The organism is Kitasatospora sp. NPDC086801 (assembly GCF_044745805.1).
In the GTDB taxonomy this organism is placed as follows: domain Bacteria; phylum Actinomycetota; class Actinomycetes; order Streptomycetales; family Streptomycetaceae; genus Kitasatospora.
Map to the genome: position 1 here is coordinate 68,087 of NZ_JBIVAX010000018.1, position 25,522 is coordinate 93,608.

Below are 25,522 nucleotides of genomic sequence, written 5' to 3' on the forward strand. Positions count from 1 at the left end.
GTCCTACGTGGACTCGACCCGGCCGAGCGGGTCGGGTCCGGCTGCCAGCGCGTCGCATGCCGTCTGCCAGGCGGTGTCGCCGGGGTGGAGCCCGGTGCGCAGGTAGGCCCAGGTGAGCCGTTGGACCACCGCGACCCGTTCGGGGTTCTCGTCCGTGGTCTCGGCGACGTCGTATCCGGAGATCCCGCCGAGCCCGTGCTCCGCGCCGAACAGGGTGAGCAGTGATTTGGGGCCGGGGGAGAGGGTGTACGGATCGGTGTGCCACTCAGGGCCCCGGACGGTGAGGTGGGCGGAGGCGTCCTCGTCGCCGGCGACCACGAGCGCGGGCGTCGTCATCCGGGAGAAGTCCGGGGTCGAGAGGAAGGGGTAGTTCTCGGCCACCTGCGGGGTGAGGGCGTCACCGCCCCTGCCGGGTGCGGCCAGGAGGACGCCCGCCGTGATCCGGGGTTCGGCGAGGTTCACTTCCGTCCCGTCGTCGGGGTCGGTGAGCCGGGCGCCCAGCAGCAGGCTCGCGGTGTGCCCGCCCATCGAGTGCCCGGCGACGGCGACCTTGCCGTGGTCCAGGCGCCCGAGGAGCTGGGGGACGGCGGCCTCGATCGCGTCGAGCCGGTCGAGGATGTGCTTCATGTCCTCGGCCCGTGACCGCCAGTACATCGGCGCCCCGGGGGTGTTGGGGGCGAGGTCCAGCGTCGTCGAGCTGAGATGGGTCGGCTGGATCACGGCGAAGCCGTGCGCGGCCCAGAAGTTGACGAGGGGGGCGTAGCCGTCCAGCGAGGAGAGGTGGTTCGAGTGGCCCTGACCGTGGGAGAGGAGGACGACCGGCAGGCCGCTCCCGGTCACCGGCGCGGAGACCCGTACCTCCAGGTCCACGGCTCGGCCGGGTACCGGTAGGACGACCGGACTGACGGAGAGGACGGGAACGGGCGGGCCGAAGGTGTCGGCCGTGTGGTGCGTCGATTCGCTCATGGTGCGCATGTCCCTTTCATGGGCCTCTCCCCGCCGGGCTTGAGCGGCCAGCGGTAGCGGCCGGGGGAGGGGGCGGGCGAGGCGGTCGGGAGCATCCGGCTTCGGCTATGCTGAAACCGGAACCTTGTTCCACTTACTATACGGAACGCCGTTCCGCTTCGTCAACGGCTGTCGGGAGGAGAGCGTGGTGTCCACTGCGGGCCAGTCCGGGGAGACCCAGTCCGGGGAGACGCCGGCCAGGGGAAGGCGGGCCGACGCGCAGCGCAACCGGCAGACGCTGCTGGCCGCCGCCGCCGAGGTGTTCGTCGCCTCCGGCGTCGATGCGCCGATCCGCGAGATCGCGGCCAGGGCGGGCGTCGGGACGGGGACGATCTACCGCCACTTCCCGACGCGCGCGGACCTCGTCGTCGCCGTCTACCGCCACCAGGTCGAGGCCTGCGCCGAGGCCGGTCCGAGCCTGCTCGCCGAGGCCGACTCCCCGTTCGCAGCACTACGCCAGTGGGTCGACCTCTTCGTCGACTTCCTGGTCACCAAGCACGGACTCGCCAACGCGCTGCAATCGGACGGCAGCGGCTTCGACGCGCTGCACGCCTACTTCCTCGACCGCCTGGTGCCCGTCTGCGCCCAACTGCTCGATGCCGCCGCCGAGGCCGGCGAGAGCAGGCCCGGAACGCAGGCCTACGAACTGATGCGCGGCATCGGCAACCTCTGTGCCGGACGGGACGGCGACTCCCGCTACGACCCCCGCCGGCTGGTCGACCTGCTCCTCCAGGGGCTACAGCGACCCCCGTCATCCTGACGGGCCACGGCCTTCCGAAACCGGGTGCCCCCGACGGCCGCGGGCGCCTCGCTTCAGCCGGTCGGAGATCCCGCCCTCGACTCCGCCGGTCAGGTCGCGGTGGGGATATGGCGTGCCGCTGCGAGCTTGGCCATCGTCCGAAGTTTCGCGAAGTAGGAGGCGCAGTACTCCGAGTTGATCAGGGGCACAACCTTGTCCAGGTCGGCGATGCACGCCCAGAGGATGGCAACGCCACTGTCGTCGAGCCCACCGTCCAGCTCGCTGTGGACGAGGCCGGCGACGTCGGCGTCCAGGAGGATCAGCTCCACGCCCTCGATGCCAACGCCGCGGAAGCTATCGGGGTACAGGGCGCGCCGGTGTTCCTCCCACAGCCGGGCGAGTCGGTCGTCAGGCTGCGCTCGGCTCATGCTGGCTTCTGCCGCTTCTGCCGCAGATGGCGGGCGAAGAAGGAGGGAAACAGCATCGAAGACGGCACGCACCATGGCGATGGCCCTGACCAGGCGGAGATCGGCACTTGTCACGGTGCCCTGCGTGAGTTCGCCGCGCAGTCGTCGGCTGTGGTCGAGCTCGGCGGCGAGTTCGGCCGGGATGAGCCCTGCGTCGGCGGCCCGCTCGATGAGGTCCTGGAGTGGTTCGCCGATGGCCAGACGATCGGCAAGGACGTGCTCCAGGGCGAACAGGGAATGCGTGACGGCGACGGTGGCGAACTCGTACCGGTAGTAGGAGTGCCGGAGAAGCTCGCGGGACGTTTCCAGTGCGCTCATGACGTACATCGACGCGCCGTTGGGCAGAACCAGGTCGGCCACCAAGGCGTGCATGCCCGCATAGTCGGGAACGACGTCGCGGGCACGCGGGTCCGGTACTGGCAGAGGGAGCGGTCCGGGCAGCGGCGGCAGGGTGTTCACCAGAGCAGTCTCGTCATCTGAAGGCTCTCGGCGCAATCGGATTCGCACCATCGGATTTGCTCGGGACGGTTGGCGACCTGGGGCCGCACCGCCACACCGGCCAGGCCTTCGGGCGACTGCGCAGCAGCGTCACCACCTCCTTCACCGACGCCGGAGTCTCCCCCCCCCACCTGGCCGAACAGAGCTGGTACATCGTCATCACGACCATCGTCAGCTGGCTCGCCGTCCAGGAGCACCCCCTCGACCTCGGCGACAGCACTCCCCGCTTCGAGCTGTTCCTCGACGCGCTTCTCCGCGGCCTGCCCGCGCAGGAACCGGGCGCCGAACGACGCGCCGAACGACGCGCCGAACGACGCGCCGAACGACGCGCCGAACGACGCGCCGAACGACGATAGGCCCCCGCATCGCACCTCAAGGCCCCGGCACCGCACCTCAAGGCCCCGGCCGACCGCGTTGAGATGGTCCGGCGGAGTGACTATCTTCGTGAGGTGAGTGAACGTGTGATGCAAGAGCCCACCTTGATGGTGTTGACCGCCCTCGCGGACGCGCCCCGGCACGGATACGCCATCGCGCAGGAGGTCAAGGCGATGACCGGCGGCCGGGTCGCGCTGCGGACGGGCGCGCTGTACGGGGCCCTGGACCGGCTGCTGGCCGACGGCCTGATCGACATCGACCGCGAGGAGATCGTCGACGGCCGGGCCCGGCGGATCTTCACGCTGTCCCCGTCGGGGCGGGAGCGGCTCGCGGTGGAGGCCGAACGTCTGGCCGCGGCGGCGCGGGAGGCCACTCGCCGCCTGTCCGTCGCCCGGCCGCCGGCGGCCTCCGCGTGATCGAGCACGTCCTGCGGCTCTATCCCGCCGCTTACCGGCGGGCCCATGGCGGGGAGATCGTCGCGACCTTTCGCGAGATGACCGCGGGCGAGCCGCTGGGCTCGCGGCTGCGGGAGGGCGCGGGCCTGGCGGCGCACGCGGTGCGGATGCGGATGGGGCTGGGGACGGCCGCTCCCGTCGCGAAGGTTCTCGCGCTGGCGTATCCGTTCGTCCTGGCCGTCGCGGCCGCCGCTTGCGGCCTGCACCTGCTGCGCTGGTACGCCGGTTTCGTCTCCTCGCCCACACCATGGCGGTTGCAGCTCGGAGTCGACCTGCGGGGGGCGTGGGGTGCGCTGCTCGTCTCGTCGCTGGTCGTGTTCGCGGGGGCGGCGTCGGCGCTGGCCGGCCGGTGGCGCGCGGGGGTGCCCTGCACGGTGGCCGGGCTGCTCTCCTTCGCGGCGGCCGCGGTGGTCAGCGGGCGGGCGTTCGGTGACCCGGTGGTCACCCCGGCCGCGATGGTCCTGGCGGCGGCCGTGCTGCTCGCCTGCCCGCCGGACCGGCGGGCGGAGAGCGTCGCGGCGGGGCGGTCGGGCGTGGCCGGTGCCGTGGTCGCGCTCGTGGTCGTGCCGCTGGCGGCGATCGACGCGCACGGGGTGCCGTGGGTCAGCACCGACTACGGGTGCTGGCCGCTGGTCGTCCTCGCCGCGACCGGTGTCGCGCTGACCTGGTTCAGCGGATCGCGGGGCGGCCGCGAGCTGGCGGCGATGGCCCTGGCCTCCCCGCCGCTGCTCGCCCAGGCCTACACGGTGGCGTGGGGTGAGACGGCTGTCGTCGCGTGCCTGGTGGCCGCGTTGCCCGCCACTGCGGCGGTCGCCCGGCTTGCCGGTCGCCTGAAGCGAAGCGGTCGCACCTTTCGCTGAACGGCCTGCCGCGACCGGTGGCTCGGCGCGGAGCGTCCACCAGAGCCCATTAGTCCGTTTGACGTAGCATTCCGTTCGGCGGACTATTGGGTCCGTGCGAGAGGATGCTCATGCCGTTCACCCTGGCCCACCCCGCGGCCGTACTGCCGTTGATGCGGCGGCCCTTCAGCCGGGCCGCACTGGTCGCCGGAGCCGTTGCACCGGACCTGCCCTACTTCGTCGTCACCACGGGGCTGCCCGTCAGCGCGCAGTCCTGGTACGAACCCTTCGCCAACGCCACCACCTCGCACAGCGCTCCGGGCGTCGCCACCGTCGCCCTGCCGTACGCCCTCGCCCTGTGCGGGCTGATCCGAGCTGGCCACCGCCCGCTGGCGTCCCTGCTGCCGCTGCCGCTGCCGCTGCCGCTGCCGCTGCCGCTGCCGCTGTCGGTGCCGGTGCCCGTCACCCCGTCGCGGCCCCGCACGGCCGGCGCGCTGGCACGGCGAGCAGGGTGGATCGTGCTGTCCGCCCTGATCGGCATCGCCACCCACCTGGTCTGGGACGCCTTCACCCACTACGACGGCTTCGTGGTCACCCGTGCCCCCTGGCTCAACTCCACGCTGGTGGGCGGCCTCACCTGGGCGCGGGCGTTGCAGCACGCGAGCACGATCGGCGGCCTGGCCGCCATCGCGGTGTACGCGTGGCGCAGGCGGGCCCGCCTCCTTGCCGCTGAGGGCCGTACGAGGCCCAGCGGCGCAACCCGGCGCCTCGTCCTCCTCGCCATGGCCCTGTTCACGGTCGTCGGAGCGGTCGCCCACGCCTGGTGGCGGCTCGCCGGCCCGGAGGCGGCGCCGGACGGGCTGCCGCTGAGCGTCGTGATCGAAGGCGTGCTGTCCGACGCGGCGAAGGGCGCGGGTGTCGGCCTGATCGGCAGCCTGACCCTGTACGTTCTCGCGTGGTGGAGCCGGCGCTCCGTCACGGCGACCCGGCCCCGCAGGGGCGGAGTTGCCACAGGGGGGCGGGGCCGCCTGGGTCCTCGGAGAGGGCCCAGGGTCGTTCACCGACACCCAGAACACCAGGCAGAGGCCGATGGCCAGTTCGGTCGTTGACCAGATGAGGGGGAAACGTGCGTCCAGGTCATGATCAGGAGCCGCTGAGCTTCGAGTTGCTCGGCGCGCCGCGGGCTCGGCGCGCCGACACGGACCTGTGCCTCGGCGGCCCGCAGCAGCGGTCGGTGCTGGTCGCCCTGTTGTTGCGACCGAACGCGGTCGTGACGGTCGACGAGCTGATCGCCGACCTGTGGGGAGACCGGCCGCCCGGTGCGCCCGACACCACCTTGCGCACCTACGTGTGGCAGCTGCGGAATCTGCTGGAGCCGGTGCGCGCGACGCCCACGGTGCTGCTCTCCCGAACGGGCGGCTACCGTTTGGCGGTCGAGCCGGACCGGGTGGATCTGTGGCGGGTCAAGCGCTTGCAGGAGCTGGCCGGGACGTGCGCCGTCGAGCGGCCGGAGGACGCCCGGCACGCACTGGGCGAAGCCCTCGCCCAGTGGCGCGGGGAGCCGCTCGTCGGCCTGCCGGGACCGCTCATGCACCGCGAGCGGGAACGGCTGTCGCACCTGCGCCTCACGCTCCTGGAGGAGCGCCTCGCACTCGACGTCGCGCTCGGCGCTCCCCCCGACTACCTGCCGGAACTGGAGCAGCTGGCCGGGGACCACCCGTTCCACGAGCGCCTACAGGAACTCCTCATCCGCGCGCTGCACCGGCAGGGCCGCACGCCCGAGGCGTGTGCGGTCCGCGATGCGCTCCGATTACGGCTGGTGGAGCAGCTGGGGATCGAACCGAGGCCCGCGTTCACGGAGTTGTGTCACGATCTCGATGTGGATGCCACCATACGACCGAGGGCCGCTGCGCCTGGTCCGGACTTACGACCAGACGTACCGCTATCGCCCGCGCCGGCCGACCGCGACGGGGACCGCGGCACCGACCGCGGCACTGACCGCGACGGCAGGCGAGGTGCCGACCGCGGCACTGACCGCGACGCCGACCGCGACGCCGACCGCGACGGCGGGCGAGACGCCGACCGCGGGGCCCTGGACCAACTCCCCCCGGAGCTGCCGCAGTTCATCGGACGGCAGGACCACGTCGCCCGGATCGGGCGAGCGCTGACCGGACGGACCAGCCCCGGACTGCGACTGGTGACCGTGACCGGGATGGCCGGGGTGGGGAAGACGACCCTCGCGGTGCGAGCCGCCCACGCCGTGCGCCCGGACTTCCCGGACGGCCGGCTGTACGCGGACCTGCGCGGCGCCGACCTGGTGCCCGCGAACGCGTCCGACATCCTGGCGGACTTCCTGACGGCGCTGGGCGTCCGGGCGGCAGTCGTGCCCAAGGACCTCGAAAGCAGGTCCGCACTGTTCCGGACGGCCAGCGCGGGACGACGGCTGCTCATCCTGCTGGACAACGCACGCGATGAGGCCCAGATCCAGCCGTTGCTGCCGGGTTCGGCCGACTGCGCGGTCATCGTCACCAGCCGAACGGTGCTGACCGGCGTCCCGTCGGTACTGCACGTCGCGTTGGACGTGTTCAGCGAGCACGAGGCGATCAGCCTGCTGGACGCGGTCATCGGCGCGGCACGCCGCTCCGAACAGAACCCCCAGGCCAGGATGCTGGTCGACGCCTGCGGCCGGCTCCCGCTGGCCGTACGGATCGCCGCGGCCCGGCTCGCCGCCACCCCGGACCAGCCGATCGCCGATCTCGTACGGCGCCTGGCCGACGACCGCGACGGCATCGACGCGCTCCGTACGGGCGACCTGGCGATCGAGCAGGTCTTCGAGCTCAGCTACCGGCTGCTGCCACGACCCCTGGCCACGGCGTTCAGGACGCTCTCCTGGGCGGAGCCCGACATCGGCCTGGCGTCGGCAGCGGCACTCCTGGGCCTGGCGGAGCACCAGGCGGAGCGGCTCGCGGAGTCGCTGGTGGACCAGGCACTGCTGGAGTCGATGGGCACCGGGCGCTACCGCTACCACGACCTGGTGCGCGCCTTCGCCCGCCGGGCGTCGCTGCGGACCGGCGAACACGAGCGGGCCACCGCCCAGCGGCGGCTGCTGACCCAGTTGCTCACCTGCGCCCGTACGGCCTTCACGCTCGCCGTACCCGGCGACCCGGTCGCCGACGTCTTCGGCGAGCCGCTCCAGCAGCCGGCCGGCCGTCCGCGCTCCCCAGGCTCCCCGGTTTCTCCAGCCGCCGAAGCCGTCCAAGCCGCTCAAGTCGCCCCGGCTGCCCCGGTTGCCCCGGCTGCCCCGGCCGCCCCGGTCTTCGCGGATCTGGCCGACGCCCGCCGGTGGGCGCGGACCGAGACGCCCGGCGCCGTGGCGCTCGCGGCCGCCGTCGCGACGGACACCCTGCGCGCCATCGCCGACGGCCGGCCGGCGGCGATGACCGAACTGCGGTCGGCCGTCGATCTGCTGATCGCCCTCAGCCCGCTCGGCCTCGGCGCCGTGGGCGGCCGGGCGGAAGACGCCACCCGCACGCTGATCGCCGCCGCGGTCGCGGCCGGCGACCGTTGCGCGGAGGGCCGGTCGCGCTTCCTCCTGGGCACGGTGCTGCTGGCCCGTGCCCGGCTCGGCGAGGCCGGCGTCCAAGCCCGGCAGGCCGCTGAAGCCTGCCGGGAGGCGGAAGACCCGGCCGTTCTCCGGCAAGCCCTCAACGACCTGGGCCTCATCGCCCAGGCCGAGGGCCGGCACGAGGAGGCGATCACCGCCTTCGACGAGGCGGTGGCCCTCGCCCGGCAGCTCGGCCACCGGTCCGGTGAGGTGGCGAGCACCGCGAACGCGGCCCTGTCCCGCATCCGCACCGGTCACGCGGCCACGGCGGTGCAGACCTGTCAGCGGATCCTCGCCGAACCCGGGGGAACCGCCGACCTCGCGATGACCGCGTACGTGCACTACGTCCTCGGCCTCGCCCACCAGGAGTCGGGGCGACTCGACGACGCCGCGGCGCAGCTGCGGTCCTGCATCTGCTGCGCGGGCGTCACCGGCGATCTCGACCGCGAGTCGGCCGCCCGAAGCCGCCTGGCCGACGTCCTGCGCCTGCTCGGACGGCTCGACGAGGCCGTGCAGCAGGCGGAGCGGGCACTGGACCTCGCGGAAGCAGGTGGGCGACAGCGCGAACGCGCCCTCGCCCACCTGGTGTTGGCCCACGCGATGACCGCTCGCAACGACCACCGCACCGCACGGCATCAGGAAGCGAAGGCGCGCCTACTGCTCAGCCGTCTCAGCGCCCCGGAGGCCGCCGATGTGACGTCGATGCTGACCGCCCTGGCCACCGCCGACCGAACCCCTCACCCCAGGTAACGGAAGACGAGACCGGTCCCGTTCCAGGCGATGCGCCCCGCCAGGCAGTGCACGCCGGCCGACCCGTCGCAGGCCCGCGCCGACGGCTCGGTCGGCGAGCCCTGCCGCCCGGGATCCCCCGCTCCCACGGCGACGGCACCCAACACCGACGCCAGCACCGCCGCACCGGCGACAGTCGTACGGACAACAGCCTTACGGACAACAGCCTTACGGACAACAATCGTTCGAAACACGGATGACGCTCCCTACGTGCATATGGCAAGACGTCCGCACGCTCGCAGGGCCCGGTAGACAGCAGATCAACGCAACCGCCGCCCCGGCGCCGGGACGAGGTGAACCGGAGGTGGCACGTCATCCGCGTGCTGGGGGACGAGAGCCGCGTTGCACCGCCCTCGCTCGCCGCCGCCACGGCCTGCGACGGCGGTCCGGGCTTGCCCCGCAGGGCCCGGGTGCCCGATCCGGCCGCCGCCGGGCGAGGTGCCGTTGACGCACAGTTGGGAAACTTTCCTAACGAAAGCCATTGACCCCGGAGCCCGGTGCCCCGATTCTGTGAGACACCCACCGCGGACCGCCGCCGTCCGCCGCGGGTGGCCCCGCCTCCCTGACCCGCCGTCACCGTTTCCCCGGATCGCCCGGATCGCCCGGATCGACGAAAGTGAGTTGGCATGCGCAAGACCATCGGAGTCCGCCTCACCGCCCCGCTGCTGGCCGCCGCCTTGGGCCCGGCCGCGCTCCTGCTGGCGCCCGCGACCTCGGCGACGGCGGCCGCCGGGGGGACGGCCGCCGGGGGGACGGCCGTGCCCGCAGCGGCCGTCCCCGGGATGGCCGCCGCGCCGTACGAGTACCTCGGCTGGGGCAGCCCGCAGAAGCCGACCGAGGTGATGAAGGCGGCCGGGGTCACGTGGTTCACCCTGGCGTTCGTCCTCTCCGACGGCGGGTGCAACCCGAAGTGGGACGGCAGCCGGGCGCTCACCGGGGGCTCGGACGAGGCCGCCGTCAAGTCGATCCGGGCGGCCGGCGGTGACGTCGTGGTCTCGGTCGGCGGGTGGAGCGGGAACAAGCTCGGCGAGAAGTGTTCCAGCGCGAGCGCGCTGGCCGGCGCCTACCAGAAGGTGATCGACGCCTACCGGCTGAAGGCGCTCGACATCGACATCGAGGACACCGAGTTCGGCAATGCGACGGTCCGTCAGCGGGTCGTCGACGCGCTGAAGACCGTCAAGACCAGGAACCCCGGCATCGTCACCTACATCACCATGGGCACCACGCCGAGCGGTCCGGACGCCACCGGCACGGACCTGATCAAGCGGGGCGCCGCCGCGGGCCTGGCGAACGACGGCTGGGTGGTGATGCCGTTCGACTTCGGCGGCCACAGCGGCAGCATGGGGCAGGCGACCCTCAGCGCGCTCGACGGTCTCAAGGCGGCGGTCAAGAGCGCGTACGGCTACGGCGACGACGCGGCGTACCGGCACATCGGGGTCTCCTCGATGAACGGGAAGACCGACGAGGCGGGGGAGACCGTCACCACCGGTGACTTCCGCACCATCCTCGGGTACGCGAAGCAGCACCACCTCGCCCGCTTCGCCTTCTGGGCCGTCAACCGGGACCGGGCCTGCGGCTCCGGCACGGACGCCGACGCCTGTAGCGGTGTCGCGCAGTCCCCGTACGAGTTCACCAGGATCGTCGTCCAGTACCAGGGCTGAGGCCCGCCCGCGATGACGTGCCGGGCCCGGCGCGGGCCCGGCACGAGGCTGCCGCGTCCGGGGAGCCCTTCCCGGACGCGGGCCTCACGGCTGCCGTCCCCCCACTCCTGGAGTCATTCGTGTCCTCAGGCCTCACCCGAAGGATCGGCCCCTTCCAGGCCACCGCGATCAACATGAGCCAGATGTGCGGCATCGGACCGTTCGTGACGATCCCGCTGATGGTCGCTGCCTTCGGTGGCCCGCAGGCCGTGATCGGCTGGATCGCCGGCGCGCTGCTCGCCCTGGCCGACGGCCTGGTCTGGGCCGAACTCGGCGCCTCGCTGCCCGGCGCCGGCGGCACCTACGTCTACCTGCGCGAGGCCTTCCAGTACCGCACCGGGCGGCTGATGCCGTTCCTGTTCGTCTGGACGGCGATGCTCTTCATACCGCTGATCATGTCCACCGGTGTGCAGGGCCTGGTGCAGTACCTCGCGTACCTGTGGCCCGGTATGACGACCGTCCAGGGGGACGTCGTCGGAGTCGCGGTGCTCGCCCTGGTCCTGGTGCTGCTGTGGCGCACCGTCGAGGGCATCGGCGCGATCACGGTCGGGATGTGGGTCGTGATGATCCTCTCGGTCGGCGCGGTGATCCTGGCCTCCGCCACCGACTTCCACCCCTCGCTCGCCTTCACCTGGCCCGCCCGTGCCATCGAGCTCACCCACGGTCGGTTCTGGGTCGGCTTCGCCGCCGGTCTGACCATCGGCATCTACGACTACCTCGGCTACAACACCGCCTCCTACCTGGGCGCCGAGATCAGGAACCCGGGCCGGGTGATGCCGCGCGCGATCATCCACTCGATCATCGCCATCATGGCCGTCTACCTGCTGATGCAGGTCGGAGTCCTCGGCGTGATCAACTGGCAGGACATGCTGGACCCGGGCAACGTGGCCGCCAAGTCGGTCGCCTCCGCGGTGCTGGAGAGGACCTGGGGCAGGGGCGCCGCCGACACGGTGACGGTGCTGATCCTCGTCACCGCCTTCGCCTCCGTCTTCGCGGGCCTGCTCGGCGGCTCCCGGGTGCCGTACGACGCGGCCCGTGACGGGATGTTCTTCCGCTCCTTCGCCAGACTGCACCCCCGGCACGGCTTCCCGGTGCTCGGCCTGATCGCCATGGTCACCGTCACCGCCGCCGGCTTCCTGTTCGCGCGGCACCTCGGTGACACCTCCGAGCACCCGCCGCTGAGCATCCTGATCGCCCTGCTGACCAGCGTCATGGTGATCGTCCAGGCGCTCGCCCAGATCGCCGCCGTCACCGTGCTCCGCAAGCGGCAGCCCGACCTCGCCCGCCCGTACAAGATGGTGCTCTACCCGCTGCCGAGCATCGTCGCCGCCGTCGGCTGGCTGGTCATCTACGGCTACGCGGACGAGGCCAACGAGGGTGTTCACCCGATCGAGTGGTCGCTGGTCTGGGTCGCCCTCGGTGGCCTCGCCTTTCTGATCTGGTCGAGGGTCGAGGGTGCCTGGCCGTTCGGGCCCAAGGAGGTCCGCGAGGAATACCGGGAGGCCCGGTACGCCGACACCGCCACCCCGCCCGCCGGGTAGTGACCAGCCCGTCGTTCCGGGGCGGACAGGCGGACAGGCGGACGGGCGGACGGTCAGGGGGTCAAACGGTCAGGGGGCCAAGGGGCCGCGACGGCGGAGGCGAAGTCCGGGTGCACGCCCAGCTGGGCCAGCATGACGCTGACGCCGACGTAGCAGTTGAACTCCTTGACCTTCCCGTTCTCGATGTACCAGAAGTCGGCGGTGGGGATGCTGAGCCGGGCGCCGGTCGGTCGGATGACGCCGGCGGGCGTCTCGAAGGGGCCGGTGACGGTGCCCTCGATCGTCAGCTCGACGGCGACCACGTCGCCCAGGACGTGGAACCGGTGGAGCTCGCGGTGGAGGTCGGGCGCCAGCCCGCCCATGGCGGCGACCAGGTCGCCGAGGTGCTCGCCGCGGTAGCTGTCCCCCGCGACGACGTTGTTGAACACCCCGTCCTCGGCGAACAGGTCGATGAACCCCTGGACGTCCAGGACGCTGCCCTCGGCCGCGTGGTACGCGGCCCGCACCACGGTTTCTGCGTCGGCGGCCTCGTCAAGCAGTTGTTTGAACTGTTTCGGCCGCGGCGGAGTCCGCGCGGGTCAGCCGGCGTACGGCTGGCCGTGGAAGGCCCCCGCCAGGACGGGCAGCAGCCGGCTCTCGATCCGCTCGGCGGGTTCGGTGGCCAACTCGGCGCCGAGGGGTGCCAGGGCGAGCCAGTTGAGCAGGCCAGCGGCGCAGCGCGTCCGGAAGACCAGGTCCCGTTCGTCGAGGCCGGGCAGGTTCGCCGTGAGCACCCGGACGGCGTCCCGGCGGGTCCGTTCGAACTTGCCGGCCAGGCGCTCCCAGCCCTGCGGCGGGTCGATCCCGACGCGGGCCACGGTGCGCATCACGGCCAGGTCCCGGCCGCCGGCGGCCAGCGCGCGCACCATCGGCCGGGCGAACGCCGCCGCGAGCTCCTGGAGCGTCGACTCGGGGCCGAGCGGGTCGAGCGCCTGGATCTGCGCGTCCAGGTACTGCTCCAGCGCGTGTTCGATCGCCGCGTCGCAGAGCGCCTTCAGCGACCCGAAGTGGTAGCTGACCGCGGCGACGTTGGCCCCCGCGCGGTCGGTGATCTCGCGCAGGGTCACCCCGCCCTGGCCCCGCTCCGCGAGCAGCTCCAGGGCGGCCGTCAGCAGGCCGTCCCTGGTCCGCCGGCCGGCCTCCCGGCGTAGATCCGCCCTCTGTTCCCGCACCATGATCCGGACTCAAGCAGGCGCTCGGGTTCATTGTCAAGCGGATGTTTGAGTTCCTGGCATCCACGCCATCCACGCCATCCCCGGCCAGTGCCTGCCGTGTGCCACCGCGCGGGTTACAGCAGGTCCAGCGGGTCGGTGATGGAGTCGTAGTACGTCTCCGGGAACAGGTCGATGCCCTCGCGCGCCTTCGCGTCCGTGAACAGCGCGGTGAAGGCGTTGGGCGCGATCGTCCTGAGCTGGACGTCGAGACCGATCCTGGCGCCGGCCGACTGGACGGCGGTGGCCAGCAGCGAGACGTCCTGACCGATGGAGCTGGTCGCGACCGTGACGGTCTTGCCGGTGGCGCCGGCCTCCTTGATGAGGGCCCTGGCCTGGTCGATGTCCGGGGCGGTCGGGGTGAGCCCCTCGAACGCGTCCTGCTTGACGTCCGGCAGCGCCGCGGCCCAGGCCGCGCGGGCGGTGAGGGAGCCGGTGGTGCTGCCGGCCCCGGCGAGCCCGGTGCGCACGAAGCCGGAGCGGTCGAGGGCCAGCGACAGCGCCTTGCGGACCCGGACGTCGCCGAGCACGCCCTTCATGTTGGTGACGTTGACGTTGACCGTGCTGAGGCCCTCGCCGAAGTAGAGGGTGCCCACGCCGCTCTTGCCCAGGCGGTCGTAGCTCTCGGTCGGGATCAGGTAGCCGCCGTCCGCCTCACCGCTGATCATGGCGTTGACGCGCGCCGAGGGGTCGGTTAGGAAGCGGAAGTCGACCTTCGCGGACTTGGCCCTGGTGCCCCAGTAGCCGTCGAAGCGCCGCAGCTGGATGGACTGGCCCTTGTTCCAGGAGCCGAGCTGGTAGGGCCCGGTGCAGTCGAGGCTGTCGGAGGTGCCGTAGTCCTTGCCGGCCGCCTCGATGCCGGCCCTGGAGGCGACGACGCCCGCGGCCGTCGCCATGTACTGGTTGAACTGCGAGTCGGGCTGCTTGAGTTTGACGGTGACCTGGAGCGGGCCGCTCTTGGCGACGGTGCTGACGTTCTGGAACTGCTGGGCCCAGGCCGCCGCGTTGTCGGGGTTCATCTGCCGGCCGAGGCTGTAGACCACGTCGTCGGCGGTCATCACGCCGCCGTCGTGGAAGTGCACGTCGGGCCGCAGGTCGTAGACCCAGGTGGTGGGGTCGGGGTTGGTGGTCCTCGCCGCCAGCCCGGGCGCCAGGGTCAGCTGCGGGGTCCACCGCATCAGGCTCTCGCACACGTTGGACAGGATGGTGTTCTGCGGGTAGTCGAACGCCGAGATGTAGTCGAGGGTGGGGGGCTCGGCGTACAAGGCCCAGCTGAACGAGTCGAGTTGGCCCTTGGCGGCAGGGGTGTCGGCGGACAGCTTGTACGCCTGGCCGCCGCTGCCTCTGTCACCGGTCTTCGGCGGGCCGGAGCAGGCGGCGACCAGGGCGAAGGCTGCCAGGGCGGCGGCCGGCAGGGCGTGGCGGCGGTGCGGGGATCTGTGCTCGGGGCGCTGGCTTCGTGGCATCGAGGGTTCTTTCTTCCAGGCTCAACGGGGGTCCGGCGTGGGGGCTGGCCGGGGGGCTGGCAGCGGGGGGCTGGCAGTGGGGGGTTCGCTGCTCAGGCCACGGCGATGAGCGGGGCGGCAGGCGGGGTGACGGGCGGGGCGGTCGGAGGGGTGACGGGCGGGGCGGTCGGCGAGCGGCTCAGGCGGTGGGCACCTGCTGGGTGATGCAGTGGATGCCGCCGCCGCCGTAGGCGATCACCCGGGAGCGGACGCCGACGACCTTGCGGCCGGGCAGGGCGGTCGCGATGGCGGCGAGTGCCCCCTCGTCCTCCGGGACGTCGGCGACCGGGACGACGACGCCGCCGTTGGCGATGTAGAAGTTGAGGTAGCCGACCTCGACGTCGGTGCCGTTGACCTCGACGAAGGCGCTCTGCGGGACTTCGAGGATCTCCAGCTCGCGGCCCCGGGCGTCGGTGGCGGCCGTCAGGACGGCGTGGTTGGCGCGCATGCGCTCGTGGTCGGGGTGATCGGGGTCGGCGGGCAGCTGGACGATCACCTTGCCGGGGGCGACGAACGCGCAGACGCCGTCCACGTGGCCGTCGGTCTCGGTGTCCAGCAGGCCGCCGTACGGGAGCCAGATGATCGTGCTGACGCCGAGCTTCGCGATCAGTTCGGCCTCGATCTCCTCCTTGCTCATCCCCGGGTTGCGGTTCGGGTTCAGCAGGCACTGCTCGGTGGTGATCAGCGTGCCCTCGCCGTCGACCGTGATCGCCCCGCCTTCGAGGATCATGCGGGAGTCGATGCGCTCGACGCCCAGGCGCTCCAGCAGACGCCCGGCGATCAAGTCGTCGGTGTCGTACGGGTGGTGCTTGCCGCCCCAGGCGTTGAAGCGGAAGTCCACACCGGCCCGCCGACCGTCCTCGCCGAGCACGAAGATCGGCCCGGAGTCGCGGAACCACGAGTCGTCGATGGGGAGTTCCACGACCTCGACGCCCTCCCCGCACAGCTCCTGCGCCTCGGCACCGCGGCCCGGCAGCGCGACCATGGTGACCGGCTCGAACCCGGCGATCGTCCGGGCGACCTGCGCGTACTCGCGCTTGGCCTCCTCGAAGGTCTCCCCCCAGAGGTCCGACCGGGTCGGCCAGGCCATCAGGCACCCGTCGTGGGGGGTCCACTCGGCCGGCATCTGGAACGTCATGGCGAATCCTTCTCTCTTGTTCAAATTTTCAGTCAGGAAGTGGATCAAGGGTGGCTGACTGAGGCGGTGGACCGGGGTGGCCGGCCGAGGCGGCGGACCGGGGCGGTGCCGCGCCCAGATGGCGGGCGGCACGGCGGGCTGCGACTGGGTGGAGCGGGGTGACGCACATCTTGACTGCAACTAAAAATTCAGTCAATACCCGATACGCACGGTCCTCCAGTTTCCGCTGCCGTGATGGTCCGTCATGAGTCCTGATCCGGGGCTGACCGCCTGGCCGCACGGGAATTTGGCCCTGAATCTTCGATCAGGAATTTCTCCGCAGGAGGCCCCGGCCGGTAGGGTGATCGCTTGTGTCCGATCGTCGAACAGAGATACTCATCGCCGCCACCCGGGTCATCGCGCGGCGTGGTGTGCGCGGACTGCGCGTTGGCGAGCTGGCTGCGGAGGCGGGGGTGTCCACCTCGCTGCTGTACTACCACTTCACCGACCGGGCCGGGCTGCTCCGCAGGACCCTGGAGTTCATCAGCGACCGGGCGGACCGCTACACCGCCGAGGGGGACTGCGCGGGGTACTCGGACGATCCCCGGCGGGATCTCGAACAGGTCCTGCTCCTGGAACTCCAGGACACCCCGGAGGTCCGGGAGAACAGCACGGCCTGGGGGGAGTTGAGGGCCAGTGCGGTCTTCGAACCCGATCTCCGGGAGGAACTGGCACGGGCCACCCACGCCTGGGTGCACGACGTCGCGGATCTGCTCGGCCGCGCCCGCCCCGGGGCCACGGCGCCGGCGCACGCGGCCTCCGCCGAGCGTCTCACCGTCCTCATCGAGGGACTCAGCGCCCGCTGGCTGACCGGCTCGATGCCGCTGGAGCATGCGCGGCACCTGCTCCGGGAGGCGATCGAGGTGGAGTTGTCGGTGCTGTCGGCCGCCGTACGGTGCCGGTGCTGACCGACTTTTCACCTGCCCGTCGGGCGGTCGCGCCCCGGGGGAGCGACCGCCCGACGTTGGCCGTCGGCCGTTGGCCGCCGCCGTGACGGGCGTGTCGCGGCGGCCGGCGGTTCAGCGGACGGTTCAGCGGACGGTTCAGCGGACGGTTCAGAGGAAGGCTCAGAGGAAGGCTCAGAGGAAGTAGAGGCGGTTGAGCGGCACGCTGTCCGCGGGTTCGGAGCGCAGGAGTTCGCCGTCCAGGGAGACCGCGCCGGTCAGGTGGTCGACCTCGACCAGGCCGGTGCGGGCGTTGCGGACCATGTCGCGCGGGCCGATGCCGCGGGTGCCGCGGACGGCGACCCGGCGGCGGCGGGTGGTCATGCTGTCGTAGGGCCTGTCGGACGACCCGGAATCGGCCGCCGCACGGCTCACGAAGGCGACGGAGATGTCGGCGGCGGTGGCGCCGTGGGCACCGAACAGCGGCCCCAGCACCAGTGGTTGGCAGCTCTCGGTGGCGGCGTTGGGGTCACCCGTGACGCCGTAGGCGGGGAAGCCGGCCTTCAGCACCAGCTGCGGCTTGGCGCCGAAGCGGTCGGGGCGCCACAGCACGATGTCGGCGAGCTTGCCGACCTCGATGGAGCCGACCTCGTGGGAGAGGCCGTGGGCGATGGCGGGGTTGATGGTGAGCTTGGCGATGTAACGCAGCACGCGCTCGTTGTCGTCGTCCGGCCCGTCGCCGTCCATCGGGCCGAGTTCGGCCTTCATCTTCGCGGCCACCATGAAGGTGCGGCGGACGGTCTCGCCGGCGCGGCCCATGCCCTGGGCGTCGGAGGAGGTGATCCCGATGGCGCCGAGGTCGTGCAGGACGTCCTCGGCACCCATGGTGCCGGCGCGGATCCGGTCGCGGGCCATGGCGGCGTCGCCGGGCAGGTCGGTCTTCAGCGCGTGGACGGAGACGATCATGCCGTAGTGCTCGGCGACCGCGTCCCGGCCGAAGGGCAGGGTGGGGTTGGTGGAGGAGCCGATGACGTTCGGCACGCCCGCCATCTTCAGCACGTTGGGGACGTGTCCGCCGCCGCAGCCCTCGATGTGGAAGGCGTGGATCGTCCGCCCCTCCAGGACGCGAAGGGTGTCCTCGACGGAGAGGCACTCGTTCAACCCGTCGGTGTGCAGCGCCACTTGCACGTCATGGACCTCGGCGACGCGCAGCGCGGTGTCCAGGGCGCGGGTGTGCGCGCCCATGTCCTCGTGGACCTTGAACCCGCAGGCGCCGCCCTCGGCCAGCGCCTCCACCAGCGGCGCCGGGTGGGAGGACGAACCGCGCCCCAGGAAGCCGATGTTGACCGGCCAGGCGTCGAAGGCGTTGAAGGCGTGGCGCAGCGCCCACGGTGAGTTGACGCCGACGCCCCAGACCGGGCCGAACTCCTGGCCGATGATGGTGGTGACGCCGGAGGCGAGCGAGGCCTCCATGATCCGCGGCGACATCAGGTGGACGTGGGTGTCGATGGCGCCCGCGGTGGCGATCATGCCCTCCCCGGACACGATCGCCGTCCCCGTGCCGACCACCACGTCGACGCCGTCGAGGGTGTCGGGGTTGCCGGCCCGCCCGATCGAGGCGATCCGGCCCTCCCGGATGCCGATCGAGGTCTTGCGGATGCCCTGGACGGCGTCGATCACCAGGACGTTGCTGATCACCACGTCGCAGGTGTCGCGGACGGCGGCGGCCTTGAGGTGCATGCCGTCGCGGGCGGTCTTGCCGAAGCCCACCAGGAACTCGTCGCCCGGTGCCTGGGAGTCCGATTCGACCCGGACGACCAGACCGCTGTCGCCGAGCCGCACCCGGTCCCCGGCGCGCGGGCCGTGCACGGCCGCGTACTCGTGCGGTTCGATGCTGCTGCTCACGGCCTGCTCTCCTGTCGGTCGTCACGGATCTCGGTGCCGGGGGCCTCGTCCTCGCCGGTCCCGGCCCCGAGGTAGCCGCACGCGGCCGCGCGGCGCAGGGCCTCCCGCTTCACCCGCGGCGCGTCCAGCGGGCCGTCGACCAGCCCGGCGAAGCCGATCACGACCCGGTCGCCGCCGATCGGCACCAGGCCGACCTCGACGGTGGCGCCCGGGTCGAAGCGCACCGAGGAGCCGGCCGGAACGGCCAGGTGCATGCCGTACGCGGCGGCGCGGTCGAAGGCGAGGCGCGGGTTGGCCTCGAAGAAGTGGAAGTGCGAGGTGACCGAGACCGGCACCTCGGCCGTGTTGCGGACGGCCAGGGTGACGGCGGCGGCCGGGGCGTGAGGGGCGTCGGGGCCGAGCAGGACCGCGCCCGGCGCGCCGTCCCCGAGGCCTCCGTCGGCGTCCTGGAACGGGTCGGTGACGACCGCGAGGCGGGTCCCGTCCTCGAAGACGGCCTCCACGTGGATCTCGCCGATCAGGTCCGCCACGCCGGGCAGCACGTCGTCTGCGGCCAGCACGCTGCGGCCGACGGCGACGGCCTCGGCGAGGCGTGCGCCGTCCCGGGCCGCCTCGCAGACGGTGTCGGCGATCAGCGCGGTCGCCTCCGGGACGTTGAGCCGCAGACCGCGGGCGTGCCGGGCCCTGGCCAGTTCGGCGGCCGTGAAGATCAGCAGCCGGTCGCGTTCGGTGGGCGTCAGCTGCATCGCGCGTTCACCCCACGGCCGGGATGTCGTGGGTGGCGCAGTGGATGCCGCCACCTCCGGAGGCGATGGTGTCGATCCTGACGGGGACGATCTCGCGGTCGGGGAAGTGCTGCTTGAGGATCTGCTGGGCCCGGTCGTCGGCGCGGTCGTCGCCGAACTTCGGGAGGTAGACGCCCTTGGAGCCGACGTAGAAGTTCATGTAGGAGGAGACGAAGGCGTCGCCGCGGCCGGTGATCCTGTCGGGGTCGGGCTGCTGGAGCTCGATGACGTCGAGCTTCTTGCCGCGGGCGTCGACGGCGTTCTGGAGGACGCCGCGGGCCTGGTCGGCGGAGCGGGACCAGACGTCGGCGGGCGTGCCGGGGAAGGCCTGGTCGAGCAGGACGACGCAGGGGGCGGCGAAGCGGGTGAGGCAGTCGACGTGGGCGTCGGTGATGTCCTTGCCCTTGACGCCGGCCAGCCAGATCACGGTGGTGACGCCGAGGGCCTTCTTGAGCTCGGCCTCGACCTGGTCGCGGGTCATGCCGGGGTTGCGGTTGCCGTTGACGACGGAGCTCTCGGTGACCAGCAGGGTGCCCTGGCCGTCGGTCTCGAAGGAGCCGCCCTCGGCGACCAGCTTCGTCTCGATGCGTTCGACGCCGTACTTGGCCAGGACGGTGCGGGCGATCCTGCCGTCGTTGGCGTGCTGTTGCTTGTTGCCCCAGCCGTTGAAGTTGAAGTCGACGCCCTTGACCTTGCCGCCCTCCTCGACGAACACGGGCAGGGTGTCGCGGGCCCACAGGTCGTCGACGGCGACGGGGACGACCTCGACCGCGGAGCCGCACGCGTTCCGAGCGGCGTCCTGCTGCTCGGGGCGGGCCATCAGGACGACCGGTTCGCGGGCGGCGATGGCCCTTGCCAGGCCGGCGATGTCCTTCCGGACGTCGGGGAGCTGGTCGCCCCAGACGTTCTCCGAGGCGGGCCAGGACATCACGGTGCGGACGTGCTTCTCCCATTCGGCGCCGAAGCGGCGCGCACCGGGTGCCGTTGGGGCCCCGGACGCCGTGGGGGCCCCGGACGGTGGCGGGGACTGCGGGGCGTCCTCGACGGGCTGGTCGAGGTCCGAGCAGGCGGTCAGACCGAGGGCGAGGACGCCCGCGCCGCCGAGGGAGCGCAGGATGGTGCGGCGGGACAGATCGGGGTAGGGCACGGGATCCTCCGGTCAGGGGGTGGTGCTGGCGGTCGGGCGCTGGCCGGCGTCAAGGCAGTGGCCGCCGAACGAGGCGGCGACGAGGCTGCCGTTGACGACGTGGATGCCGAGGTGGGAGTCGGCGAGCTTCGAGCTCGACGTGAACACTTTCATTGACTGAAAAATCGGTCAAGCTCGTGAGCGGCCCAGCTGCGGTCGCGGGGCGGAGGTCGCCGGGAGGCGCGGTTCCGTGCCGTTGCTCCTCCTGATTTGACTGAAATTTCAGTCTCATGGAGGATGCGGGGAAGCTCGTCGTCGGCGATGACCCCCGGATGGGGCGGCCCGGCCGGAGAATGGCCGGAAAGTGCTGCAACTGCCGTGCGCAGCAGGATTGTTGGGGGCCCCTGACGCGCCCATGCTGAACTCGCTCGGCCTGCGTCGGGTCGTCGGGTCGTCGGGTGGCTCGGGCGCCCCAAGCCCCAAGCCCCAAGCCCCGACGCTCGCGCGCACCTTCACCCTCACCCCCACCTCGGGCTTCTCGGGAGAACCCTCATGAGAATGACCTCTGCTCTCCGACGTGCCGCGGTCGTGCTCGCCAGCGGCGTGGCGGCGGTCGGGCTCTTCGCGCCGACCGCCGCGGCTGCGGACACCCCGGTCGTCCTGGCCTGCCAGGCGACTCCGCCGATCGGGTCGGCACAGACCTTCAACCTCAACGCCGGTGTCAACGCCACCGCGCCCGCCGCGGTCGCGGCCGGCAGCCAGTTCACCGTCACCCTGGCCCCCGACGCGCTCACCGTGCCCACCACGGTGGGTGGTTACAGCGTCCAGTCGATCAGCACCATCGTGCTCACCGTGCCGGTCCCCGCGAACGCCACGCTGACCGGCGAGTCGCTGACCGGCGGCTCCGGCTACTCGGGCAGCGCGAGCGTCGCGGTGAACAACGGCAACGTCGTGGTCACGGTGAACGGGTCGGTCGACGGCGGCGGCACCTTCACGCTCCCCGCGCTGACCCTGAACCTGGCCGCCGGGGCCTCCGGCAGCGTCATCCGCACCTCGGTGGCCGGCACGGGCTACTCGGACCCGGGGCTGACCTTCACGGCGACCGTGCCCGTCTCGTTCTTCACCGTCGACGTGCCCACCGCCTGCTACCCGGCCACCGCGCAGGCGCTCAGCACCACAACGGTGAGCTGACCGGGCTCGGTGGCGAGCCGCACCGTCCGCAGCCGCTGTTCACGGGCGTAGGAGCGGGACAGGAGTGGAAGAAGGGATGAAAGCGCCGGGGCCGACGCACACATGTGCGTCGGCCCCGGCGTCGGAAGTAGCGGGGACAGGATTTGAACCTGCGACCTCTGGGTTATGAGCCCAGCGAGCTACCGAGCTGCTCCACCCCGCGTCGGTAGTACCGACTGTACGGCATCAGCCGGCGATCACCTATTCGGTGACCGGGGCGGCCGCGTGCGCGGCTGGTTGAGATGCGGTCGGCCGTTCCCAACTCCCGGACAGGGAGCCCCGGTCACTGGAGGACTCGCCGGTATGCCGACCGCATCGAGCTGCTGCTGCCCCGCACCGAGGACCGGTGCGCGGCCACCGGTGCGGGGCCACCGGTGCGGGGCGACCGGTGCGGCAGATCAGCGGGCGGCCGGGTGGCCGCAGCGGAACAGCGGGTCGCGGGTGTCGAAGGGGACGTCCTCGCGGGCGGCTTCGACGGCGGCGTCCGAGCGCGGCAGGTCGAAGGGGAGGGTGCCGGTCATCGGGGCGCGGCCGAGGGCGGCGTCCAGGACGAGGTCGTCGTGCGCGCCGAACTCGCCGATGAGCAGGGCGGCGTGGGGTATGAGCGGGGTGAGGACGGCGGGGCGGTCGAGGTGGACGGCGAAGGCGGTCGGGACGGCGGAGGCGATGCCGCGCAGTCGCGAGGCCTCCCCGGCCGGGTACTCCAACGAGCCGCTGTGGAAGTGCCGTTCCAGGAATCCCTCGCGCTGCTCGTAGGGCGCGGCGATCCGGATGACGGCGGCGTCGGCGTCCTCGGGCCGGTCGACGACGGTGCCGTAGCGGGCGGCGACCTCCGGGTCCACGCCCTCGACGTACAGGCGCGTCCCGGTGGGCGGCTGCCCGGCGAGGTGCACCAGCGAGCGCGCCTGGAGCCGGCGGCCGAGTTCGCGTCCGGCCGGGGCGCCGACCAGTTCGGCGGCGGCGTCCGGGTCGACGTAGGGGTCGTCGAAGAGGCCGAGGCGGAACTTGTCGCGCAGGATCCGGCGGGCGGACTCGTCGATCCGCTGCTCGGCGACGGCGCCGGAGCGGACGGCGGCCAGGATCAGCTCCGGGTCGGTCTCACCGCCGAGTTGGTCGGCGCCGGCGTCGAGGGTGAGCACGACCTGCTCGGTGATCGGCAGTTCCTCGACGCCCCAGTGGCGCGGCGGGAGGGTGACGAGGCCGGGGACGTCCATGCCGGTGATGGCGTTGAAGTCGGTGCAGACGACGCCGTCGAAGCCGTACGTGCCGCGCAGCAGGCCGGTGATGACGTCGTGGTTGAAGTTGGCGCCGACCTCGGCCAGGCCGGTGCCGGAGGGGATCGCGTAGGCGGGCATGATCTGCGCGGTGCCGGCTTCGAAGGCGGCCTCGAAGGGACGCAGGTGGTGCTCGAAGGCGCCACCGGGGTAGACCAGGCGGCGCCCCGCGGCGAAGTGCGAGTCCTCGCCCCGGAACTGCGGGCCGCCGCCGGGGAAGTGCTTGGTCATGCAGGCGACGCTGTCCGGGCCGATGCGCTCGCCCTGGAGGCCGCGGATGTAGGCGGCGATCGTGCGGGAGGCGCGGTCGGCGTCCTCGCCGAAGGTGCCGCTGATCCGGGCCCAGCGCGGTTCGGTGGCGAGATCGGCCATCGGGTGGATGGCGAGCCGGATGCCGACGGCGCGCAGTTCGCGGCCGATCAGGGCGGCGTACTCCTGGACGAGGGCCGGGTCGTCGGCGGCGGCGAGGCCGATCGGTTCGGGGCCGAGGCTGAAGCCGCCTCCGCTGGCGGCGGTGAGCGGGTTGGCGGAGGTGCCGTGCCGGGGGTCCGAGGCGAGGGTGACCGGGATGCCGAGGCGTTCGGCGGCGGCGAGGTCCTGGACGTGGTTGTTCCACCCGGCCATGGTGCGGGCGTCGGGGACGGCCATCATGGCGAAGGCGGTGAGGCCGTGTCGGGTGATGAGGTGGGCGCCGGTCGGGTAGCGGCCGGCCCGGCCGTCCGGGCCGCCGGGGATCATCCGGCCGTGCAGCATCAGGGCGGCTTTCTCGGCGAGGGTCATCCGGCCGAGCAGGTCCTCGACGCGCTCCTCGACGGGCAGCCGCGGGTCCTCGTAGGGCTCCATGGTGCCGTTGTGGTTGAGGTCGCGGAACGGTGTGCCGTCGGTGTGGCGCAGCAGGGTCAGCATGCGACGGCCTCCGGGGCGGTCTTGGCGCGGAAGGCGTCGAGCGTGGCGGCGGTGACGCCGCAGGCGGCCAGGAAGGCGGCCGAGCCGCCGTGGCGGGTGCGGACCAGGTCGAGGAAGGTGGCCATCGCCTCGGCGGGGGCCGCCAGCAGCGGGGCGGGGACGGAGCGGCGGGCGGCGGTGTCGTTGAGGGCGGTGCGGTGGCGCTCGGCGAGGCCGGCGAAGATCTGCGGCAGGGCGTCGGTGGTGCGGGCGTAGTCGGCGATGATCTCCTCGGCCGGGACGCCGAGGACGTCGAGCAGCAGGGCGGTGAGCAGGCCGGTGCGGTCCTTGCCGGCGGCGCAGTGCAGCAGGACGCCGCCGGGCCGGGCGGCGGCCTCCACGGCGACGGCGACGGCCCCGGGCGCCTGCTCGGCCATCAGCAGGTAGAAGGCGCCGAGGTCGGCGGCGCCGGTCATGGTCCGCATGGCCGCGGCGACGGTGTCGGAGGCGGGGTCCACCCTGGCGGCGACGACGGTCACCCCGGTGGCCTCGACGGCCGCCCAGTCGGCCGGGTCGCACTCGGCGGAGCTCCGCAGGTCCACGACCGTTCGGACGTCGGCAGCGCGCAGCTGGTCGACCGTGGCCTCGTCGGCGGCCGGGAAGGGCTGGGCGGAGCGGTAGAGCGCGCCGGGGCGGATCCACCGACCGCCGGGGTCGGCGAGGACGGCGGGGTCGCGGAAGTTGACCAGTGACATGCGGGGGCCTTTCACGGGAACGGAGACGGTGCGAATCACGGGAACGGAGACGGTGCGAATCACGGGAACGGAGACGGTACGAAGGTGAGGGCGGTGCTCGGTGGGGCGGCCGGTCACCGGGTGGGGCGCAGGGCGTCCTGGAAGGCGTCGGCCCAGTCGGCCAGCCCGCCGGTCTCGGAGCCGATCAGGATGTGGCGCCGGATCATGCCGGCGAGCATCGCGCCGAGCGCCGCCGGGCGCAGGTCGGTGCGCGGGTCCACGTCGAGGCGCTCGCCGGCGATGTCCGCGGCCCGCTGGCCGAAGTCGTCGACCAGCACGAGGGCGTGGTCGCGGACCGACTTGATCTCCAGGAACTCGCGGCGCAGCGCCCGGCGGCGGGTGGTGTGCTCGGCGGGTTCCTCCATGCGTCCGCCGGTGGCGGCCAGGGCGTGGCCGAACGCTTCCCAGAGGCTGAGGTCGGCGGGGGCGGCGGCGAAGGCGCCGAGGACGGTCCGGCCGTAGTCCATGCCGAAGAGCAGGGCCTCCTTGGTGGCGTAGTAGCGGAAGAACGTGCGGTGGGCGACGTCGGCGCGGCGGCAGATCTGGTCGACCGTGGTGCGTTCGAAGCCCTGTTCCTCGAAGAGGTCCAGCGCGGCGGTGCGGATGGTTTCGCGGGTGCGCGCCTTCTTGCGGTCGCGCATGCCCAGCTCTGCCACGGTGTCCGTCTCCTGCGCCCGCATCGGTGTACCGCTCCT

23 protein-coding genes and 1 tRNA gene are annotated in these 25,522 nt (G+C 72.5%); 10 read left to right on the top strand and 14 right to left on the bottom strand.

Annotated features, from left to right (window positions below; genetic code table 11):
* Positions 1-3: 3 nt before the first annotated feature.
* Positions 4-966 carry an alpha/beta hydrolase family protein gene (locus ACIPLC_RS20200; RefSeq protein ID WP_400474367.1) on the bottom strand — a complete coding sequence of 321 codons (963 nt, stop codon included), beginning with the start codon at positions 964-966 and terminating at the stop codon, positions 4-6.
* A 187-nt stretch (positions 967-1,153) separates the two neighbouring features.
* On the opposite strand from ACIPLC_RS20200, the gene ACIPLC_RS20205 reads away from it, so the two are divergent.
* The gene (locus tag ACIPLC_RS20205) at positions 1,154-1,765 is read left to right on the top strand and encodes a TetR/AcrR family transcriptional regulator (RefSeq protein ID WP_400474368.1); all 612 of its coding nucleotides are present in this window, start codon (positions 1,154-1,156) and stop codon (positions 1,763-1,765) included.
* Between the two features lie 89 nt (positions 1,766-1,854).
* Here the strand turns inward: ACIPLC_RS20205 and ACIPLC_RS20210 are convergent, their stop codons facing one another.
* The gene (locus ACIPLC_RS20210) at positions 1,855-2,670 is read right to left on the bottom strand and encodes a hypothetical protein (RefSeq protein WP_400474369.1); all 816 of its coding nucleotides are present in this window, start codon (positions 2,668-2,670) and stop codon (positions 1,855-1,857) included.
* A gap of 56 nt (positions 2,671-2,726) precedes the next feature.
* On the opposite strand from ACIPLC_RS20210, the gene ACIPLC_RS20215 reads away from it, so the two are divergent.
* From ACIPLC_RS20215 to ACIPLC_RS20245, 7 genes are all read left to right on the top strand, one after another.
* Complete coding sequence (locus tag ACIPLC_RS20215; RefSeq protein WP_400474370.1) at positions 2,727-3,065, top strand: hypothetical protein; 339 nt, start codon at positions 2,727-2,729, stop codon at positions 3,063-3,065.
* Positions 3,066-3,173: 108 nt separating this feature from the next.
* Positions 3,174-3,500, top strand: coding sequence for a PadR family transcriptional regulator (locus ACIPLC_RS20220; RefSeq protein WP_400474371.1), 327 nt, complete (start codon positions 3,174-3,176; stop codon positions 3,498-3,500).
* The gene (locus ACIPLC_RS20225) at positions 3,497-4,399 is read left to right on the top strand and encodes a hypothetical protein (protein WP_400474372.1); all 903 of its coding nucleotides are present in this window, start codon (positions 3,497-3,499) and stop codon (positions 4,397-4,399) included. Before ACIPLC_RS20220 ends, ACIPLC_RS20225 begins: the two co-directional genes overlap by 4 nt.
* Before the next feature lie 110 nt (positions 4,400-4,509).
* Positions 4,510-5,487, top strand: a complete 978-nt coding sequence (locus ACIPLC_RS20230) for a DUF4184 family protein (RefSeq protein WP_400474373.1) — start codon at positions 4,510-4,512, stop codon at positions 5,485-5,487.
* A gap of 17 nt (positions 5,488-5,504) precedes the next feature.
* Positions 5,505-8,732 (top strand): AfsR/SARP family transcriptional regulator, encoded by a 3,228-nt coding sequence (locus ACIPLC_RS20235; protein ID WP_400474374.1) that lies wholly within the window; start codon positions 5,505-5,507, stop codon positions 8,730-8,732.
* Between the two features lie 665 nt (positions 8,733-9,397).
* Positions 9,398-10,432 carry a chitinase gene (locus ACIPLC_RS20240; RefSeq protein WP_400474375.1) on the top strand — a complete coding sequence of 345 codons (1,035 nt, stop codon included), beginning with the start codon at positions 9,398-9,400 and terminating at the stop codon, positions 10,430-10,432.
* Between the two features lie 173 nt (positions 10,433-10,605).
* Positions 10,606-12,012: an APC family permease gene (locus tag ACIPLC_RS20245; RefSeq protein WP_400474426.1), complete on the top strand. Its 1,407-nt coding sequence runs from the start codon at positions 10,606-10,608 to the stop codon at positions 12,010-12,012.
* Positions 12,013-12,065: 53 nt separating this feature from the next.
* On the opposite strand, the gene ACIPLC_RS20250 is transcribed toward ACIPLC_RS20245, so the two are convergent.
* From ACIPLC_RS20250 to ACIPLC_RS20265, 4 genes are all read right to left on the bottom strand, one after another.
* A complete protein-coding gene (locus ACIPLC_RS20250; protein WP_400474376.1) occupies positions 12,066-12,521 on the bottom strand; it encodes an ester cyclase in 456 nt (151 codons plus the stop codon).
* A 69-nt stretch (positions 12,522-12,590) separates the two neighbouring features.
* Positions 12,591-13,226 (bottom strand): TetR/AcrR family transcriptional regulator, encoded by a 636-nt coding sequence (locus tag ACIPLC_RS20255; protein ID WP_400474377.1) that lies wholly within the window; start codon positions 13,224-13,226, stop codon positions 12,591-12,593.
* 113 nt (positions 13,227-13,339) lie between these two features.
* Positions 13,340-14,728: an ABC transporter substrate-binding protein gene (locus ACIPLC_RS20260; protein WP_400474378.1), complete on the bottom strand. Its 1,389-nt coding sequence runs from the start codon at positions 14,726-14,728 to the stop codon at positions 13,340-13,342.
* Between the two features lie 178 nt (positions 14,729-14,906).
* On the bottom strand, positions 14,907-15,905 hold the full coding sequence (locus tag ACIPLC_RS20265; protein WP_400474379.1) for an agmatine/peptidylarginine deiminase: 999 nt from the start codon (positions 15,903-15,905) through the stop codon (positions 14,907-14,909).
* A 350-nt stretch (positions 15,906-16,255) separates the two neighbouring features.
* Here ACIPLC_RS20265 and ACIPLC_RS20270 point away from each other — a divergent pair, with 350 nt between their 5' ends.
* Positions 16,256-16,852 (top strand): TetR/AcrR family transcriptional regulator, encoded by a 597-nt coding sequence (locus ACIPLC_RS20270; protein WP_400474380.1) that lies wholly within the window; start codon positions 16,256-16,258, stop codon positions 16,850-16,852.
* A gap of 171 nt (positions 16,853-17,023) precedes the next feature.
* On the opposite strand, the gene ACIPLC_RS20275 is transcribed toward ACIPLC_RS20270, so the two are convergent.
* Genes ACIPLC_RS20275 through ACIPLC_RS20290 form a run of 4 tightly spaced genes read right to left on the bottom strand, consistent with a single transcriptional unit; the run spans position 17,024 to position 20,812 of the window.
* On the bottom strand, positions 17,024-18,721 hold the full coding sequence (locus tag ACIPLC_RS20275; protein WP_400474427.1) for an urease subunit alpha: 1,698 nt from the start codon (positions 18,719-18,721) through the stop codon (positions 17,024-17,026).
* Positions 18,722-18,729: 8 nt separating this feature from the next.
* Positions 18,730-19,479, bottom strand: coding sequence for an urease subunit gamma (gene ureA, locus ACIPLC_RS20280; protein WP_400474381.1), 750 nt, complete (start codon positions 19,477-19,479; stop codon positions 18,730-18,732).
* A 7-nt stretch (positions 19,480-19,486) separates the two neighbouring features.
* Entirely contained in the window at positions 19,487-20,665 is a 1,179-nt protein-coding gene (locus tag ACIPLC_RS20285) for an agmatine/peptidylarginine deiminase (protein WP_400474382.1), read from the bottom strand.
* Between the two features lie 12 nt (positions 20,666-20,677).
* Positions 20,678-20,812 carry a hypothetical protein gene (locus ACIPLC_RS20290; RefSeq protein ID WP_400474383.1) on the bottom strand — a complete coding sequence of 45 codons (135 nt, stop codon included), beginning with the start codon at positions 20,810-20,812 and terminating at the stop codon, positions 20,678-20,680.
* A gap of 390 nt (positions 20,813-21,202) precedes the next feature.
* On the opposite strand from ACIPLC_RS20290, the gene ACIPLC_RS20295 reads away from it, so the two are divergent.
* Positions 21,203-21,835 carry a cyclase gene (locus tag ACIPLC_RS20295; protein WP_400474384.1) on the top strand — a complete coding sequence of 211 codons (633 nt, stop codon included), beginning with the start codon at positions 21,203-21,205 and terminating at the stop codon, positions 21,833-21,835.
* 128 nt (positions 21,836-21,963) lie between these two features.
* On the opposite strand, the gene ACIPLC_RS20300 is transcribed toward ACIPLC_RS20295, so the two are convergent.
* From ACIPLC_RS20300 to ACIPLC_RS20315, 4 genes are all read right to left on the bottom strand, one after another.
* Positions 21,964-22,037, bottom strand: a tRNA-Met gene (locus ACIPLC_RS20300).
* A 235-nt stretch (positions 22,038-22,272) separates the two neighbouring features.
* Positions 22,273-24,054 carry a glycoside hydrolase family 3 protein gene (locus ACIPLC_RS20305; RefSeq protein WP_400474385.1) on the bottom strand — a complete coding sequence of 594 codons (1,782 nt, stop codon included), beginning with the start codon at positions 24,052-24,054 and terminating at the stop codon, positions 22,273-22,275.
* Complete coding sequence (locus ACIPLC_RS20310) at positions 24,048-24,788, bottom strand: tyrosine-protein phosphatase (protein ID WP_400474386.1); 741 nt, start codon at positions 24,786-24,788, stop codon at positions 24,048-24,050. The genes ACIPLC_RS20305 and ACIPLC_RS20310 overlap by 7 nt, the downstream gene beginning before the upstream one ends.
* A 113-nt stretch (positions 24,789-24,901) precedes the next feature.
* Positions 24,902-25,507 carry a TetR family transcriptional regulator gene (locus tag ACIPLC_RS20315; RefSeq protein WP_400474387.1) on the bottom strand — a complete coding sequence of 202 codons (606 nt, stop codon included), beginning with the start codon at positions 25,505-25,507 and terminating at the stop codon, positions 24,902-24,904.
* Between the last annotated feature and the right edge of the window lie 15 nt (positions 25,508-25,522).